This window comes from Amycolatopsis sp. NPDC004747 (assembly GCF_053601335.1).
Genome location: NZ_JBSGBQ010000050.1, coordinates 1 through 15,559, shown reverse-complemented (window position 1 = coordinate 15,559; position 15,559 = coordinate 1). Strand labels below are relative to the sequence as shown.

Genomic DNA, 15,559 nt, shown 5'->3' with positions numbered 1-15,559 from the left:
CCTAGCCACGGTCCTCGTCCCCGGTGTCGATGCGGTAGCCGACACCGGGCACGGTCGCGATGATCCCGGGCTCGCCGAGCCGCTTGCGCAGCACGGAAACCGTGATGCGCACGGCGTTGGTGAACGGGTCCGCGTTCTCGTCCCAGGCCCGCTCCAGCAGTTCCTCGGCGCTGATCACCCCGCCGCCGGCCGCGACGAGCACTTCGAGCACCGCGAACTGCTTGCGCGTCAGGGCCACGTACTTGCCGTCGCGGTAGACCTCGCGGCGGAACGGGTCCAGCCGCAGCCCGGCGATTTCGTGCACCGGCGGCCGGTTGTGCGCCCGCCGCCGGTCGAGGGCGCGGAGCCGGAGCACGAGTTCCCGGAGTTCGAACGGCTTCGTGAGGTAGTCGTCGGCACCGAGGCCGAAGCCGGTGGCCTTGTCGTCGAGCCGGTCGGCGGCGGTGAGCATCAGGATCGGCAGGCCGCTCCCGGAGGCGACGATGTGCCGGGCGATCTCGTCGCCGGACGGGCCGGGGATGTCGCGGTCCAGGACGGCGATGTCGTAGGTGTTGACGCTCAGCAGCTCCAGCGCGGTGTCGCCGTCGCCTGCGGTGTCCGCCGCGATGGCCTCCAGCCGGAGGCCGTCACGGATGGCGTCGGCCAGGTAGGGCTCGTCCTCGACGATCAAGACACGCACTCCGCCGATGCTACGAGCGGGTGCATATCGGCCGCATATCGGAAAGCACGTACGTGCCGGCAACACCGCGCCGCCTTGACTGGCCGCCATGACCTCCAGCCAACGCACGTCCCTCGGCCGCGGACACGGCGCCGTCCCGGACGGCCTGCCGGTCTTCGACGACGAGTCCCCGGCCGTGGCCAACCTCGATCCGGCCCTGCTCGACGCCCTGCGCCGGGCCGCGGCGGACGCCGCTGCCGACGGGGTGGCCTTCGTCGTCAACGGCGGCTGGCGCTCCTGGGCATACCAGGAACAGCTCCGCCGACAGGAGATCGCGAAGCACGGCTCGGAAGCCGAAGCGGCCCGCTGGGTGACCACCGCCGACAAGTCCGCGCACGTCCGGGGACAGGCGGTCGACGTCGGCCCGCCCGCGGCCCGGAAGTGGCTGGCCGAGCACGGCGCCCGGTACGGGCTGTGCCAGATCTACCGCAACGAACCGTGGCACTACGAGCTGCGGCCCGAAGCCGCCGAACACGGGTGCCCGCCGATGTACGCCGATCCGTCGCAGGATCCGCGGACGCGGTGATCACGCGAAGTCCGCCGCGTGGTCACGCGCCCATTCCGCGAGCGTGCGTGCGGGCCGGCCGGTCAGCTCCCGCACGGCCGGCCGCACCACGTCGGGCGTCTCGACCGTGTCCGACCAGTGGTCGAGGAGCATCTTGACGATGTCGTCGCCGACGCCGTAGGAGCGCATTTCGGTGCGGAACTCGTCCGGGGTGGTCTCGGTGAAGTGCAGCTCCCGGCCGATGGCCGCGCCGATCGCGGCGAGCTGCTCGACCCGGGTCAGGACCTGCGGGCCGGTCATGGCGTAGTGCTGGCCCGCGTGGCCGGGCTCGGTGAGCGCCACCGCGGCGACGGCGGCGATGTCGGCCTCGTGGATCGGGGCCTGCGCGGACGTCGGGTACGGTCCGCGGACGCCGCCGGTGAACCGGATCGGCCGGGCCCAGGACAGCAGGTTGCCGGCGAAGGTCCCGGGCCGCAGGATCGTCCAGCTCGTTCCGCCGGCACGGACGGCGTCCTCGATCGCGGCGTGGTGCACCTGGCTGGCCGACCCGCGGTCCCGCTCGTGTTCGAGGGCGGCGGCGAGCGAGGAGAGCAGCACCAGGTGCGCCACTCCCGCGGCCGCGGCCGCCTTGACGAAGCCGGCCACCTCCGCGACCGGGAAGACGAAGGCGCTGTCGACGCCGTCGAACAGGCTCTCCGGCGGCACCGCGGCCAGGTCGCCGGCGACCAGCTCCACCTCCGCGGGCAGGCCGGCCGCTTCGGGCGAGCGGGTCAGCGCCCGCACCCGGTGCCCGCCGGCGAGCAGTTCACCGACCAGGTGGCGGCCGACGGTACCGGTGGCGCCGGTGAGGAGAACGGTCTTGGGGTTCGTGGTCATGAAACCCATGGTGCGGGCTATTGCGGCAAGATCCTTGCCTCAATCCGGGGCACTGTGGAGCCATGCCGAATCCGACGTCCCGCCTGCTGGCGTTGCTGACCCTGCTGCAGACCCGCCCGTCGTGGACCGGCGCGGAACTGGCCGAGCGGCTCGAGGTCAGCCCCCGGACCGTGCGCTACGACATCCGGAAGCTGCGCGACCTCGGCTATCCCGTCGAGGCGATCCCCGGGGTCGCCGGTGGCTACCGGCTGCGTGCCGGGACGTCCATGCCGCCGTTGCAGCTCGACGACGACGAGGCCGTGGCCGCTCTGATCGCCTTGCGGACGGCCACCGGCAGCGCCGAACTGGGCGAAGCCGCGGGCACCGCACTGGTGAAGCTCGAACAGGTGCTGCCGCGGCGGCTGCGGGGACGGGTCTCGGCCCTGCGTCAGTACACGGAGGCCGCACGAGCGCCCGGCGGCGTCGACCCCGAGCTGCTGGTCTTCCTCGCCGGTGCCTGCCGCGACCACCGCCGGGTCCGGTTCGCCCACCAGGGGGCTCTTCGAGAGGTGGAACCGCACCGCGTCGTCCAGGTGGGGCGGCGGTGGTACCTCGTTGCCTTCGACCCGGCCCGCGATGGCTGGCGGCAGTTCCGCCTGGACCGGATGGCCGTGAAGCGCCCGGAGGGGGCGAGGTTCGTCCCGCGCGAAGCGCCGTCCGCGGCCGACGTGGTGCGCGGCATCGACTCCGTTTTCGCCCGCCACCGCGCCGTCGTCCTGGTCGACGCACCGGCTGCGGAGATCACGGCCAGGCTGCCGTCGAGCGTGCCCGTCGAACTGGTGGACGCCGAGCGCTGTCGCGTGCACGCGACCGGGGAGTCACCGCGCGCGCTCGCGCTCAACCTGCTGATGCTGGACGCGGACTTCGTGGTCGAGGAGTCCACGCCCGAGCTCGACGCCGCGCTCGCCACACTCCGGCGGCGGCTCGGCTGACCCTCGGGTTGTCCGTACGCCGGAAGGGTCGACCAAGTCCTTTGTGGACATTCGCGCCGGCGTCAGCCGATACGCGGCGGCTGGTGAGGATGGCCGTCGATGCAGGAGACTGCTCCGATGGTTTCCGAACACACCCAGAGCGACCAGTTTCGCGGTGCCCGCATCCACCTGTGCGACCTCGCCGGCCTCGAGATCCGCGACTGCGAGGTGAGCGGCCTGAAGATCGTCGACTGCTACGGCGGTGACGTCCACCTCGGTGGTGACTTCGCGCGGGTCGTCGTCAACGACGTCGACGTGACCGCTTACGTCGAGGCCGAGCTCGACCGGCGGCATCCCGCGCGGGTGCTGGCACGGGCTGCCGCCTCAGCCCAGGAGTACCGGGCCGCTTGGGACGCCGTCGAGGAGCTGTGGGACGCGACGCTCGAGCGGGCGAGGCTGCTGCCCGAGGCCGCAATGCACGAGCAGGTCGACGGCGAGTGGTCGTTCGTCGAGACCCAGCGGCACCTGCTGTTCGCCGGCGATGCCTGGCTCGGCAACGCCGTGCTCGAGGAGGAAGCGCCGTACCACCCGCTGGGCCTCCCCGCCGGCGGGACGGCGCCCGAGGAGGCGGCGAAGCTCGGCCTCACCCTCGAAGCCACCCCGACGCTCGACGAGGTGCTCGCGCCCCGGCTCGCCCGCATGGCCGCGATGCGCCGGGTCGTCGACGGGCTCACCGCGGCCGAGCTCGACCGGGTGTGCGGGCGCAAGCCGGCCGACCCGTATCCAGAACAGGAGTACGTCGTGCGCCGGTGCCTCAAGGTCGTGCTGAAGGAAGAAGCCGAACACCACCGCTACGCCGTGCGGGACCTCGCGGTGCTGGAGGCGCGGGCCTAGCGGGGCACCACGGTCATCGGCAGGCTGTCGGGGTACGCGGCCGAGGTGAACTTCACCCGGACCTGCTTGCCCGGAACCGGGATCAGCCGCCAGCGGGCGGCCACCGTGGCCAGGGTGATCACGATCTCGTTCTGGGCGAAGCGGTTGCCGATGCACTGGCGGGTGCCCGCGCCGAACGGGACGAACGCGCCCTTCGGGATCCCGGGCGCCCGTTCCGGTGACCAGCGGTCCGGGTCGAATCGGCCGGGGTCGGTGAAGGACGCCGGGTCGTGGTGGAGCGTGTGGGGGCTGACGATCACCTCGGTGCCCTCCGGCAGGCGGACGCCGCCGAGGTCGACTTCGGTGAGGGTGCGGCGCATCAGCATCCAGAGCGGGTACCGGCGCAGGACCTCGTCGACCACCTGCCGGACGTAGGTCAGCCGGGGGAGGTCTTCGACGGTGACCGGGCGGCCGGCCAGCACGTCGTCGAGTTCGGCGTGCACCCGCGCCTCGATGTCCGGGTTGCGGCCGAGCTCGTGGAACGTCCAGGCCAGCGCCAGTGCCGTCGTCTCGATGCCCGCCGTCAGCAGCGTGAGCACTTCGTCGCGCGCCTGCTCGTCGGTCATGCCGGCCAGCAGCAACGTCGAAAGCAGGTCGCCGCGGTCGGTGCCTTCGCGCCGCCAGTCGCGGATCACCTCGATGACGATTCCCTGCATCCGGGCGATCGCCTCGTCGAACCGGCGGTTCCCGGGCACCGGGAGCTTTTCGACGAACTTCGGCGACAACGCGCGAATCATTCCCTGCTGGATGATCACGTAAATCGAGCGGCGGGCTTCGGCGATCGCCGCTTTTCCCAGCTCGGTGGAAAACAGCGCTTCGCCGACGATCGTCACCGCGAGGCTCTGCATGTCGTCGTCGATCTCGCGCACTTCGCCCGCTCGCCACGAACCGCTCGTCTCCGCCGCCGCGCGCCGCATGATCTCCGCGTACGCGGCCAGGCGGTCGCGGTGGAACGCCGGTTGCATCAGCCGGCGCTGCCGCAGGTGGAAGTCGCCGTTCGAAAGCACCAAGCCATTTCCGACGAACGGCCGGAACTTGTCGAACATGGCGCCTTTGCGGAACTTCGGACCGTCGTTGACCAGCACTTCGTGGGCCAACCGCGGGCTCGTGACGAAGTAGACGGGTTCCGGGCCGAGATAGAGCCGCACGATCTCGCCGTGCCTCGGCAAGGTATCGGTGAATGCGAAGCGTTGCCGGATGAGTGCCGGAGTGTGCCCGAGAAAAGGCCACCGGCCCGGGGCGACCGGGACGCTCATGCATACTCCTCGTTGCGCCATTGTGTGGATTTCCCAAGGAGACGGCTCACGGTAGGCGCGTCCGGTCGAACGGGACAGTGCCCGATCGGGTGGTACGGCCTCACGCGGATGGCCCAGTAGCCGGACAGCGGCGAATCGCTAAGCTCTTTCCGGTCCGACTGAACTGAGAAGGTGTTGTTCGTGACGCGATCACCGGAATGGGCTCCACCGGGTGTCGATATCTTCGTGCCGGCCGTCGTGTGCGGTCCCGCTCGGGGAGTCTCGCGAACGCGCACCGGGGTTTTCCCGGTTTTCGCCGGAATCGATATCGTCGAAGCCGGAACGGCCGCCCGCGATGCGACGAACGCCGGAACCGGCCGCGAGAGCTGATGCGGACCTCCCCCATGCCGATGACCGAACCCCAGCCGGACCAGCCGGCACCCGACGCGGGCCACGGGCGGACCCGGCTCGCCCGGAAGTGGGCGTACCTGCTCAGCGGCGTGACCGTGGTGTCGCTGAGCCGGGAGGAACTCGACGCGGAGCTCGGCGAGCTGCTGGACACGCTCTGCTGTTCCTTGCACCACGCGCCGCCGGACCTGGCCCCGGCCGAGCGGATCGGCGCGCGGCTGGTCGCGCTCGGCTACGTCGGCGAGCCCGGGCTGCGGTGCACGCTCGAAGTCCTCGGCAAAGGCCTGCCCGCGCTGCCCGAGTTCCAGGCGGTGAAAGCCGCGCCCGACCGGGTCGTGGCGGCGCTGGGCGCGCTGTCGTGCGGCTTCCTGCTCGCGCACGAACGCAGTGTCCTCGACCAGCAGGAGATCATGCACCTGTCGCTGCTCAAGGCGGTGCGGGACGCGCAGTGGAACCTCCGGCAGAGCGAAGCCCGCTTCGAAGAGGTGGTGACGTCGTCGGCGAGCGGCATCGCCGTCGTCGCGCTCGACGGCCGGATCGTGCGGGCCAACGCCGCACTGGCCGAGATGCTCGGGCACCCGGTGGGCGAGCTGGCCGGCTCGGTGCTCTACGACGTCGTCCACCCCGAGTCCGTCGGGGTCCTGCGCGCCGCGATGATGGCGCTGCTGGACGGCGGCAAGGAACGGATCCGGCAGTCGGAGCGGCTGCTGCGCAAGGACGGTGACGTCGTCCGCATCTCGCTCACCGCCTCGCTGCTGAGAGACGCCGAAGACCGGCCGGCCCACTTCGTCGTGGTGATCGAGGACGGCACCGAGCTGATGCTCCTGCAGGGCGAGCTGAGCCGCCAGGCGCTGCACGACGTCCTCACCGGGCTGCCGAACCGCCAGTACTTCGGCACCCACCTGGAGACGGCGCTGCGGCGCGCCGACCCGGCCTACGGGGTCACGCTGTTCCACGTCGACCTCGACGCCTTCGGCATGGTCTGCAACAGCCTCGGCCGCCGGGTCGGCGAGCAGCTGCTGGTGCACTTCGCGCAGCGGCTCAAGGCGGTGATGACCCGCGAAAAGGCCATGATCGCGCGGTTCCACAGCGACGAGTTCGGCATCCTCATCGAGAACACCGAGTCGACGCCGGACATCGACACCATCGTGCGCGCGATCAACGACGAGCTCGCCGAGCCGTTCTTCGTCGACGGCCACGGGCTCGCGCTGTCGGCCAGCGCCGGGGTGGTGCACCGGCCGGCCAAGGGCATCGACCCGCTGGAACTGCTGCGCCAGGCCGACCAGACCCTGCGGCGCGCCAAGGAGCGGCGGCGCGGCCAGTGGAAGATGTTCGACCGCGAGGCCGACGCCCACGACCGGCGGACCCAGGCGCGGGCCGTCGGCATGGCCGGCGCCTGGGAACACGGCGAGATCGGCGTGCGGTACCGGCCGATGGCCCGGCTGGCGGACGGCGGAGCCGCCGGTGTCGAAGCCCGCCTGCACTGGAACCGGCCGGACGACACGGCGCTTTCGCACGAGTGCTGCGTCGAGCTCGCCGAGTCGACCGGGCTCATGCTGCCGCTCGGCGACTGGCTGCTGCGCGCGAGCGCCCGGCAGGGCGAATGGTGGCGGCAGCGCGCGGACTTCCGTCTTCCGATGGTCGCCGGCCTGACCGGGCACCAGGTCTCGGACGACGCACTCGGCACGCGCGTGACGAGGTTGCTGCGGGACACCGGCCTGCCGCCGGGGCAGCTGATGCTCGGCGTCCCGGCCGGGGCGCTCCCGGTGTCCGGCGTCATGGAGAACGTCATGGCGCTGGCCGACCTCGGCGTCCACGTCATGCTCGACGACTTCGGGCTGGGGCCGGACGACCTGCGGGCGATCGAGGACCTGCCGGTGGACATCGTGCGCGTCGACCGGCGGCTCGCGGAGTGGCAGGCGTGGTCGGATTCGACGTTCCTCGGCGCCCTGGTGCCGCTGGTCCGGCAGGTCGGCGCGACCCTCGTCGTCGACGGCATCCACACCGAGGACCAGGCGGACTGGTGGCGTACGGCCGGCGCGGACCTGGCGACCGGCGACTACTTCGGGGTGGCCAGGCCCCCGGCCGAGCTCGCCGGGCAGTTCGCCGGCACCTGAGGCTGCCACCGGGTCAGCCCGACGGCGACCAGCACGACCGCCATGCCGCCGACGACCCGCAGCGTCAGCGGTTCGCCGAGGAAGAGCGCGCCGAGCCCGACCGACACCACCGGCAGCAGGTAGCCGACGGTCGCCGCGGCGGTCGGGCCTTCGTCGGCGAGGATCCGGTAGTTCAGGTAGAACGTGATCCCGGTGCCGAAGACACCGAGGACCGCCACGGCGGCGACGGCGGTGAGCGTCAGGTGCGGTGCCGTGGTGGCGACCGGCAGGGCGAGGGCGGTAAGCGCGGTCGCCGTCATCAGCTGCGCGGCCGAAAGGGCGAGCGGAGCACCGTTCGGCGGTAGCTTCCGTGCCATGTAGGCGAACGCGATCGCGTAGCTGAGCCCGGCGCCGAGCAGGGCCAGTGCACCCGTGCTCAGCAGGCCGGACTGCTGCCACGGCGCGAAGATCACCAGGACGCCGGCGAAGCCGAGGACCAGCCCGGCGAGCCGTACGCGGTTGAGCCGCCGTTCGGTGCCGAGCGCGACGCCGATCAGGAGTGACCACAGTGGAGTGGTGGCGTTCATGACCCCGGCGATCCCGGAGTCGACCGTGCGTTCCCCGATGCCGAACAACGCGAACGGCAGGGCGTTGCAGAAGAACGCGGCGACGACCAGCCGGCCCCAGGTGGCCCGGTCCCGCGGCAGCCGCTGCCGGGCGGCGAACGCCAGGCCCAGCAGCGTCAGCGCGCCGAGGGCGCAGCGGACGAGCGTGAGGTGGACGGGGCTCAGCCCGGTCAGCGCCAGCTTGATCCAGAGGAAACCCGAGCCCCACAGCAGGGCCAGGACCACCATGCGGGCCGAGGCGCCCCGTCCACCGTTCATGCGATCAACGGTGCCGAAGGAGATCTGTCAGGACAAGTGAAGAGTTCTGGATGGAGCTTTAAGGGTTTCTACAACCTGGCCGCGCCAGAGCCGGTCGCCGAACAGCGCCAGTGCGGCGGGCAGCAGGACGCCCCGGACGATCGTCGCGTCGAGCAGGATCGCGAACGCCATGCCGAGGCCGAGCATCTTGTACTCGATCGCGGCGAGGCTGAGGAAGACGCTGAACACCCCGGTCATGATCAGCGCGGCACTCGTCACCACGCCGGAACTGCTCGCGGTGCCCTCGACGACCGCCTGCCGCGCCGGAGCGCCGGACAGCCGCCGTTCGCGGATCCGGCTGAGGATGAACACGTGGTAGTCGGTGCTCAGCCCGAACAGCAGCACGAAGAGGAACACCGGCAGCCAGCCGAGCACCCCGCCGTAAGGGGTGAAACCCAGCAGTGGCGCGAGGAAGCCGTCCTGGAACACGAGGGTGAGTACGCCGTAGGCCGCGCCGGCGGACAGCAGGTTGAGCAGGATCGACACCACCGGCACCGCGACCGACCGGAACACCACGAGCAGCAGCACGAACGCGAGCAGCAGGATGAACCCGACGACGTACGGCGCCCTGGCGATCACCTGCGCGGTGAAGTCGTGTGCTTCGGCGGTCCGGCCCGCGACCGCGTAGCCGACGCCGTCGATCCGCCCGACCGTTTGCGGCAGCAGGGTTTCGCGCAACGCCGTGAGGGTGCGGCTCGCCGTTTCGTCGTTTCCGGTGCCGCCCAGCGGGATCCGGACGACGAGGGCCTGGTCCACCGGGACGACGACGGCCGGGCGCGGGACTTCCGCGGCGAGTTCGCCGATCGCCCGGCGCAGCGCGGGCGTGTCGACCGGGCCGCCGCGGGTGTTCCACAGGACGACGTGCGCGGGCATGGTCACCCCGGGAAACGCTTCCTGCACGCGCACGGCCGCGTCGATCACCGGAATGCTGCGCGGCAGGCTCTCGGTCGGCGCCGGGTCCTGCAGCCGCATCCCCAGTGCGGGCAAGGTGAGCAGCACGAGCAGCGCGGTGGCGAGCCCGCTCCAGAGCGTGGGCCGCCGGGTGACGGTGGTCGCGACGCCCGCCCAGAACGCCGAGCGCGTCCGGCGACGGCCCGGCCACGGGATGCGGCCGCGGTCGATGCGGGGGCCGAGCAGCGAGAGCGTCGCCGGCAGCACCGTCACCGCGGCCGTCACGGCCAGTGCGACGACGAGGACCGTGCTCACCGTCAGGCCGCGGAGGTTGTCGAGGCCGGTGAAGAGCAGGCCGGTCACGCACAGCACGACGGTCAGCCCGGACACGACGACGACGTGCCCGGACGTCCGCGCGGCGATCCGGATCGATGCGTGCCCGCCGTGCGCGCGTTCCTCGCGGACCCGGCGCAGGAAGAACAGCGAGTAGTCGACGCCGACCGCCATGCCGATCAGCAGCGTCATCGCGGAAGTCGCGCTGTTGACCGGGATCCAGTTGTCCACAACGGACAGGAAGCCGAAGCCGGCGGCCACCGCGGTGCCCGCCAGCAGGACCGGGACCGCGGCCGCGACCAGCGAGCCGAACACGACCAGCAGGATCAGCAGGGTGATCGGCAGCGAGCGCGCCTCCGAGCGGCCGATGTCCTCCTTGATGCTCTTGTCCACCGCGCCGGACACGCTGAGGTCGCCGGCCTGGGCCAGCCGGACGCCGGGGTGCCGGGCGGCGACACTTTCGACCGCCGCGGTCGCCGTCGTCAGGTGGGCCCGGATTTCGGTGCCACTGCCGGTGATCCGGAAGGTGACCAGTTCGGACCGGCCGTCGGCGGAGACCTCGGAGCGGATGTCCGCGGCCGCGCCCGACGTCGTCAACGTGGTCGTGAGGTCGGCCGTGACCGCGGGGGACAGCGGCTGGACGAGGACGTTTTCCCAGAAGGGTTCGCGGGTGGACTGGCGGTCGAGGACGGCTTGGCCGGTGCCGGCGTCGCCGGCGGGGCTCGACCGCGCGTCGGTGCCGGGGACGAAGGTGCCGAGGGCCCACGCCAGCGCGACGAGCGCCAGCCAGCCGAGGATCGCGGCGGCGCGGTGCCGCAGCGACCAGTTCGTGACGGTTTCGACCACCGGCGGTTTTGCGGGCAGCATGAACTAAGGTCCTTCCGTGAAGGAGTGATCCGAGAAGAGCTCGCCTCCGGGCGAGTGGGGTGCTTCTTCTTCCTGGGCCGCCGAGTTGCCGCTCGGCGGCCCAGGGCCTTGGGTCAGGTCAGTCGACCTCCTTGAGCACGCGTTCGATGGACCGCAGGCGCTCCTGGACGTCCTTGAGCTGCCGCTCGGTCTCTTCCTGCGTCCGGACGGCTTTCTCGGCCAGGCTGCGGTATTCGCTCTCGCGGGCCAGTTTCGCCTTGGCCCGCCAGGTCGAGGCCAGCTGCACGACCGCGATCGACAGCAGGGCGAAGACCCCGGTCACGCCGATGATTTCCTGCCACTGGTGCCAGTTCATGTCCGTCCCTCCTCGCCGTCCCCCTGGACGGACTCCGGTGTGGTCAGCGTCGGCACGGCGGCCGCGATCGCCTCCGGCGTCAGCACGACGGAGAACGGGGTGAGCTCGTAGAACCGCAGCGTCTTGCCGTCCTCGCCGACCTCGAAGCTGGCGCTGACCAGGCCGGCGGCTTCGAGCTTGCGCAGGTGGACCTGCAGCAGCGCGCGGCTGATCCGCAGCTCGCGGGCCAGCTTGCTGACGTAGGTGCGTTCCGCGTGCAGGGCCGCGACGATCCGCAGCCGGTGCGGGTTGCCGAGGGCGCCCAGCTGCCGCAGGAGCTCGTCACCCGTCGTCCACATGCCAACAAAAGTTAGCAGGTGGGGTGCCGGGACGCCATCAGGGCGATCCCGGAGATCACATCGGGTGTTCCATCCACACGTTCGGCTCGACGTAGGTCGCCACGTCGTGGCCGGTCGAGGCGTGGACCGGGGCGATGCCGCCCGGGATGAAGTTCTCGCCGTCCTGGAGCTTCACGCCCGTCCAGTCGCGCCAGTCCGCGAGTGACCCCGCCAGCGTCACCGCGAACGGGCACACCTTCACCACGCGGGCGCCGAGCCGCTCGTGGGTGCGCAGCCAGCGGTCGGCCAGGAGGCCGTCGGGACGGCGGCGGGCCGCGTACTCCGGCATCGGGACCGCCGGCTCGGCCTCCTTGCCGATCGGGCGGACCGAGACGATCAGCTTCCGCAGCCCGTCTTCCGCCGCGCGGGCCTTCAGCGCCTTGAGCATCGGGGCCGACAGGCCGGTGCCGCGCAGGTGCGGCGCGATGACGACTTCCAGTGCGCACAACGCGTTCGGCGCGCGGCCGTCCATGACGTCCTGGGCCGCCCACTCGATCGCCTGGTCCCAGCCGTGGTCCGGCAGTTCGGTGCGGTCCGGCGCCGGGAACGCCAGCGGGACCGACAGGGCGCGGGCCATCGGCGTGCCGTCTTCGTCCAGTGCGATCAGGAAGTAGCGCGCCCAGTGCCGCAGGAAGCGCTCGCCGGTGATCATCCGGCCGCTGGCGCCCTGGTAGATGAACTGGCCGCCGACGTCGCCGAGGCTCAGTGCGGAGTCGAGGAGGTCGGGGTGGCCGGCAAGATCGACGACGCGCATGCGCCCATACAAGCGGAAGCGATCACCGCCGCGATAGCGGCAACCGGGCGACTCAGCGCAGGGCTTTGCGGCGCCGCGTCAGCGCGGCCGGGTCGAGGTTCGCCCGGGTGCCGGCGTCGTGGCCGTCGAGGTAGCCGCTGCCGCTGAGTCTTCTGGGCGAGGCGGCGCGCAGGTCGCCGTACTCGGAGTCGAACGCGTGCTGCACCATCTGCGCGCGGTCTCGGACGACCAGCTCCGCCGAGCCCTGTACCGCCGTGCGGACGGCTTCCTGTTCGGCGTGGGACAGCCGTTCGTGCACCGCGCGGGCGAAGCCGTGCAGCCACGTGCGCCGGTACGCGGCCAGTGACTCGCCGGGGAAGAACCCGCCCGGCCGGACGCGGGTCAGCTGGGTGCCCGCCTGCAGCAGCAGGCTGGTGAACAGCAGCTCCACCCGGCCGAGATCGGAGCGGAACCCGAACACCGTGACGCTTTCGACCTTCTGGCCGAGCCGGTGCAGCAGCGTCCGGCAGCGCAGCGGGTACGCGACCGAGGTGAGCAGGCTCGCCTTGTCGCGGCTGTACGGGTCGTCCATCGGGATCGTCAGCGTGCCGATCTCGTCGGAACTGGCACCGGACGCGGCGAGCATCGCCTGGTCGATGCCGTAACGCGCGACCAGCTCGGCGGCCTTCTGGTTGTACGCCTCAGCTTCCGCCTCGGTGACCGCCGGGTCTTCGGCCTTCGCCAGCAGCTTGCGGATGCGCTCGAGCTGCGGGTCTGACTCGGTCATGCCGGAGAGGGTATTCGATCAGGTGTTCGGGCGCGTGGACCGGGTCGGCGTGTCGAGGTACGCGTCGAGCGTGACGGCCAGCGCCGCTTCGGGAGACGGCGCGAAGCTCGCGTCCGCCAGGCCGCCCCACAGCCACAGCTGGGCCAGGCCGTGCAGCGCCGCCCACAGCGACGCGGCGACCAGCCGCAGGTCGGCACCGGACCGCGCGACCGGCGTCGGCACCGCCGCCACCAGCACGGCGAAGGTGTCGAACACCGCGCTCGCCGCGGCCGAGAGCGCCGGGTCGGCCGGGTCGATCAGGTCGCGGCGGAACATCAGCTCGAACATCGCCGGGTTGGTCAGCGCGAAGTCGAGGTAGCTGTGACAGGCCGCGGTGAGCCGCTCCCGCGGTGAGGTTTCCGGCAGTGTCTCCCGGCGGGCGAGCAGTTCGGCGTACCCGCGGGTCGCGACGGCGGACAGCAGCTCGGCCCGGCCCGAGAAGTGCCGCAGAGGTGCGCCGTGCGAAACCCCGGCCGCCTTGGCGATCCCGCGCAGGGTGACCGCGCCGACGCCTTCGTCGGCGAGCAGTTCCGCCGCCGTCGTGATCAGGCGTTGCCGGGTGCCCACGCCTCGTCCACGGTCATCGGGAGCAGTTCGGGGCGCTTCGGGAGGAAGCCGTCGCCGGGCTGGCGGCCGATCAGCCGGTTGCGCGTGCGCGTCACCGCGACCGGCAGCACTTCGCGGACCAGCCACCGCAGGTCGGCGCGCCGGCTGCCGGGTGCCGCGGGGCCGGGCAGCGGCGCGAGCCAGGCGGGGTCGTGGTCGAGGCCGAGCCGGGCGAGGACGTACGCGGCGAGCCGCCGGTGGCCGTGGGCGGAGAGGTGCAGCCGGTCCGCGCCGAAGTAGCGCGAATCGGTGACGGCCTGGTCCGGCCACAGGTCGATGAGCCGCGCCCCGTAGCTGACCGCGGCTTCGCGGATGGCTTCGTTGAGCGCGACGATCCGCGGCCGCATCCGGCTGCCCAGCGGCATCCGCCGGGAGACGTCGCTGAGCGTGAACGTGACGACCACGGGCGAGATCCCGGTGCAGGCGCGGATGGCGGCGTCGACCCGGCGGGCGACCGTCCGCGCGTCCCAGCCGCGGCTCATGACGTCGTTGCCGCCGCCGAAGAGCGCGATGAGGTCGGGTGCCAGCCGCGTGGCCGCCGGGATCTGCTCCGGGACGATCTGGTCGAGCCGGCGGCCGCGGACGGCGAGGTTGGCGTAGCGGAAGCCCGGCTCGCCTTCCGCGAGCCGCGCGGCGACGAAGTCGGCCCAGCCGCGGTAGTGGCGCTGATCCGGGTACGGGTCGTCGAGGCCTTCGGCGCAGCTGTCGCCGAGGACGACGAAACGGTGGTAGCTCATTCCGATCTCCGTAACCCGCGGTTCACCTTGTGGACACTGTCTATCAAACTTCTGTAGACGGTGTCTACGTCCGGTTCACCGGCGCCGGAAAACGGGGTGAGGAGCGCATGGTCGCGGGCGTAGCGTCGGCGACCGTGATCGATTCGGCGAACGCGGGAGACGACCCGGCGGACGGCTGGTTCCCCGAGAGCGTGGCCGCGGGCTACGACGCCCCAGGTGGTGCGAACGTGCCCGAGGTCGTGACGCCGGCGGTGGACGTCCTCGAAGACCTGGCCGACGGCCCGGTGCTCGAGCTCGCCGTCGGAACCGGGCGGATCGCCGCGCCGCTGGCCGCTCGCGGTGTGCCGGTGAGCGGCATCGAGCTGAGCCGGGCGATGGCGGCGCGGATCGACGGCAAGCCGGGCGGCGACGCGGTCGACTTGGTGATCGGCGATATGACGACGACTCGGCTGGCCGGTCGGTTCTCCCTGGTTTACCTGGTGTTCAACACCATCGGCAACGTGACCACGCAGGATGGGCAGGTCGACGTCTTCCGCAATGCGGCCGCGCACCTGCGGCCGGGCGGGTTGTTCCTCGTCGAGGTGGGCTTGCCGGGCCTGCGCCACCTTCCTCCCGGGCAGGACACCGTCCCGTTCACGGTGGCGCCCGGCGCCGCCGGCGGCGGCTATGTCGGGTTCGACCAGTACGACGTGGTCACGCAGCGGTTCACGTCGAACCACGTCACCGTGTCACCGGACGGGACCGGGCGGTTCCGCCGGATTCCCTTCCGGTACGCCTGGCCGGCCGAGCTGGACCTCATGGCGCGCATCGCCGGGATGAGCCTGAAACACCGCTGGGCGGACTGGAACCGCTCGGAGTTCACTGCCGAAAGCACCAAGCACGTGTCGGTCTGGGAGAAGGACCCGGGCGGGACGAGGGATGCGTAAGTCCGGTTGCAACGGGAGCCGACTACGACGTCACCAGACCTCGCTCTGCCGCGGCTGGCGGGGGACACTGCTGCCGCGGCTTAGAAGAAAGGGATGTCCTCGCCGGACGGGCAATACCGCTAAGTTAGTGGGCGGGGTCGAGGAGCTTTATGCGTGCCAGTTCGGTGTATGTGATGGTGTGCTTTCTTGGTTGCGTAGTGGCGATGTTTGGTGCGTTTGACGACGCGAGGGCTGCTGCGTTGTCGCCGGGTGGGTGGGTAGGTT

The 15,559-nt window shown here is 71.6% G+C and carries 17 protein-coding genes; 6 read left to right on the top strand and 11 right to left on the bottom strand.

The window, feature by feature from the left end; all coding sequences use genetic code 11:
* Nucleotide 1 precedes the first annotated feature (1 nt).
* Nucleotides 2-679 carry a response regulator transcription factor gene (locus ACWEGE_RS43930; protein ID WP_449666451.1) on the bottom strand — a complete coding sequence of 226 codons (678 nt, stop codon included), beginning with the start codon at nt 677-679 and terminating at the stop codon, nt 2-4.
* 88 nt (nt 680-767) lie between these two features.
* Here ACWEGE_RS43930 and ACWEGE_RS43925 point away from each other — a divergent pair, with 88 nt between their 5' ends.
* Nucleotides 768-1,244, top strand: a complete 477-nt coding sequence (locus tag ACWEGE_RS43925; protein WP_449666450.1) for a D-alanyl-D-alanine carboxypeptidase family protein — start codon at nt 768-770, stop codon at nt 1,242-1,244.
* On the opposite strand, the gene ACWEGE_RS43920 is transcribed toward ACWEGE_RS43925, so the two are convergent.
* Nucleotides 1,245-2,099: an SDR family oxidoreductase gene (locus ACWEGE_RS43920; RefSeq protein ID WP_449666449.1), complete on the bottom strand. Its 855-nt coding sequence runs from the start codon at nt 2,097-2,099 to the stop codon at nt 1,245-1,247. It lies immediately after the preceding gene.
* A 62-nt stretch (nt 2,100-2,161) separates the two neighbouring features.
* Between ACWEGE_RS43920 and ACWEGE_RS43915 the strand changes: the two genes are divergently transcribed.
* Nucleotides 2,162-3,070 (top strand): helix-turn-helix transcriptional regulator, encoded by a 909-nt coding sequence (locus ACWEGE_RS43915; protein ID WP_449666448.1) that lies wholly within the window; start codon nt 2,162-2,164, stop codon nt 3,068-3,070.
* Nucleotides 3,071-3,187: 117 nt separating this feature from the next.
* The gene (locus ACWEGE_RS43910) at nt 3,188-3,943 is read left to right on the top strand and encodes a DinB family protein (RefSeq protein WP_449666447.1); all 756 of its coding nucleotides are present in this window, start codon (nt 3,188-3,190) and stop codon (nt 3,941-3,943) included.
* Here the strand turns inward: ACWEGE_RS43910 and ACWEGE_RS43905 are convergent.
* Entirely contained in the window at nt 3,940-5,238 is a 1,299-nt protein-coding gene (locus tag ACWEGE_RS43905; protein WP_449666446.1) for a cytochrome P450, read from the bottom strand. The genes ACWEGE_RS43910 and ACWEGE_RS43905 overlap by 4 nt on opposite strands.
* 180 nt (nt 5,239-5,418) lie before the next feature.
* Here ACWEGE_RS43905 and ACWEGE_RS43900 point away from each other — a divergent pair, with 180 nt between their 5' ends.
* On the top strand, nt 5,419-5,607 hold the full coding sequence (locus ACWEGE_RS43900; RefSeq protein ID WP_449666445.1) for a hypothetical protein: 189 nt from the start codon (nt 5,419-5,421) through the stop codon (nt 5,605-5,607).
* Nucleotides 5,607-7,742, top strand: coding sequence for a putative bifunctional diguanylate cyclase/phosphodiesterase (locus tag ACWEGE_RS43895; protein WP_449666444.1), 2,136 nt, complete (start codon nt 5,607-5,609; stop codon nt 7,740-7,742). The genes ACWEGE_RS43900 and ACWEGE_RS43895 overlap by 1 nt, the downstream gene beginning before the upstream one ends.
* On the opposite strand, the gene ACWEGE_RS43890 is transcribed toward ACWEGE_RS43895, so the two are convergent.
* From ACWEGE_RS43890 to ACWEGE_RS43855, 8 genes are all read right to left on the bottom strand, one after another.
* Complete coding sequence (locus ACWEGE_RS43890; protein WP_449666443.1) at nt 7,685-8,605, bottom strand: DMT family transporter; 921 nt, start codon at nt 8,603-8,605, stop codon at nt 7,685-7,687. The two genes, ACWEGE_RS43895 and ACWEGE_RS43890, sit on opposite strands and share 58 nt — an antisense overlap.
* Nucleotides 8,606-8,632: 27 nt before the next feature.
* Nucleotides 8,633-10,735, bottom strand: a complete 2,103-nt coding sequence (locus ACWEGE_RS43885; RefSeq protein ID WP_449666442.1) for an MMPL family transporter — start codon at nt 10,733-10,735, stop codon at nt 8,633-8,635.
* Between the two features lie 118 nt (nt 10,736-10,853).
* Nucleotides 10,854-11,090 carry a hypothetical protein gene (locus tag ACWEGE_RS43880; RefSeq protein WP_449666441.1) on the bottom strand — a complete coding sequence of 79 codons (237 nt, stop codon included), beginning with the start codon at nt 11,088-11,090 and terminating at the stop codon, nt 10,854-10,856.
* Nucleotides 11,087-11,428, bottom strand: a complete 342-nt coding sequence (locus ACWEGE_RS43875; RefSeq protein WP_449666440.1) for an ArsR/SmtB family transcription factor — start codon at nt 11,426-11,428, stop codon at nt 11,087-11,089. Before ACWEGE_RS43875 ends, ACWEGE_RS43880 begins: the two co-directional genes overlap by 4 nt.
* A gap of 55 nt (nt 11,429-11,483) precedes the next feature.
* Nucleotides 11,484-12,221 (bottom strand): Long-chain-fatty-acid--CoA ligase, encoded by a 738-nt coding sequence (locus tag ACWEGE_RS43870; RefSeq protein ID WP_449666439.1) that lies wholly within the window; start codon nt 12,219-12,221, stop codon nt 11,484-11,486.
* Nucleotides 12,222-12,273: 52 nt separating this feature from the next.
* Complete coding sequence (locus ACWEGE_RS43865) at nt 12,274-12,987, bottom strand: DUF2786 domain-containing protein (protein WP_449666438.1); 714 nt, start codon at nt 12,985-12,987, stop codon at nt 12,274-12,276.
* 18 nt (nt 12,988-13,005) lie between these two features.
* Nucleotides 13,006-13,593, bottom strand: a complete 588-nt coding sequence (locus tag ACWEGE_RS43860) for a TetR/AcrR family transcriptional regulator (RefSeq protein WP_449666437.1) — start codon at nt 13,591-13,593, stop codon at nt 13,006-13,008.
* Nucleotides 13,572-14,369, bottom strand: a complete 798-nt coding sequence (locus ACWEGE_RS43855) for an SGNH/GDSL hydrolase family protein (protein WP_449666436.1) — start codon at nt 14,367-14,369, stop codon at nt 13,572-13,574. Before ACWEGE_RS43855 ends, ACWEGE_RS43860 begins: the two co-directional genes overlap by 22 nt.
* A 107-nt stretch (nt 14,370-14,476) precedes the next feature.
* Here ACWEGE_RS43855 and ACWEGE_RS43850 point away from each other — a divergent pair, with 107 nt between their 5' ends.
* A complete protein-coding gene (locus tag ACWEGE_RS43850) occupies nt 14,477-15,295 on the top strand; it encodes a methyltransferase domain-containing protein (RefSeq protein WP_449666491.1) in 819 nt (272 codons plus the stop codon).
* Nucleotides 15,296-15,559 lie beyond the last annotated feature (264 nt).

Excerpts from the sequence above, each read along its gene's own strand:
- ACWEGE_RS43920 (WP_449666449.1), bottom strand. The coding sequence starts at position 2,099 with ATGACCACGAACCCCAAGACCGTTCTCCTCACCGGCGCCACCGGTACC.
- ACWEGE_RS43905 (WP_449666446.1), bottom strand. The coding sequence starts at position 5,238 with ATGAGCGTCCCGGTCGCCCCGGGCCGGTGGCCTTTTCTCGGGCACACT.
- ACWEGE_RS43870 (WP_449666439.1), bottom strand. The coding sequence starts at position 12,221 with ATGCGCGTCGTCGATCTTGCCGGCCACCCCGACCTCCTCGACTCCGCA.
- ACWEGE_RS43850 (WP_449666491.1), top strand. The coding sequence starts at position 14,477 with ATGGTCGCGGGCGTAGCGTCGGCGACCGTGATCGATTCGGCGAACGCG.
- ACWEGE_RS43910 (WP_449666447.1), top strand. The coding sequence starts at position 3,188 with ATGGTTTCCGAACACACCCAGAGCGACCAGTTTCGCGGTGCCCGCATC.
- ACWEGE_RS43890 (WP_449666443.1), bottom strand. The coding sequence starts at position 8,605 with ATGAACGGTGGACGGGGCGCCTCGGCCCGCATGGTGGTCCTGGCCCTG.
- ACWEGE_RS43915 (WP_449666448.1), top strand. The coding sequence starts at position 2,162 with ATGCCGAATCCGACGTCCCGCCTGCTGGCGTTGCTGACCCTGCTGCAG.
- ACWEGE_RS43875 (WP_449666440.1), bottom strand. The coding sequence starts at position 11,428 with ATGTGGACGACGGGTGACGAGCTCCTGCGGCAGCTGGGCGCCCTCGGC.
- ACWEGE_RS43880 (WP_449666441.1), bottom strand. The coding sequence starts at position 11,090 with ATGAACTGGCACCAGTGGCAGGAAATCATCGGCGTGACCGGGGTCTTC.
- ACWEGE_RS43895 (WP_449666444.1), top strand. The coding sequence starts at position 5,607 with ATGCGGACCTCCCCCATGCCGATGACCGAACCCCAGCCGGACCAGCCG.
- ACWEGE_RS43865 (WP_449666438.1), bottom strand. The coding sequence starts at position 12,987 with ATGACCGAGTCAGACCCGCAGCTCGAGCGCATCCGCAAGCTGCTGGCG.
- ACWEGE_RS43885 (WP_449666442.1), bottom strand. The coding sequence starts at position 10,735 with ATGCTGCCCGCAAAACCGCCGGTGGTCGAAACCGTCACGAACTGGTCG.
- ACWEGE_RS43855 (WP_449666436.1), bottom strand. The coding sequence starts at position 14,369 with ATGAGCTACCACCGTTTCGTCGTCCTCGGCGACAGCTGCGCCGAAGGC.
- ACWEGE_RS43925 (WP_449666450.1), top strand. The coding sequence starts at position 768 with ATGACCTCCAGCCAACGCACGTCCCTCGGCCGCGGACACGGCGCCGTC.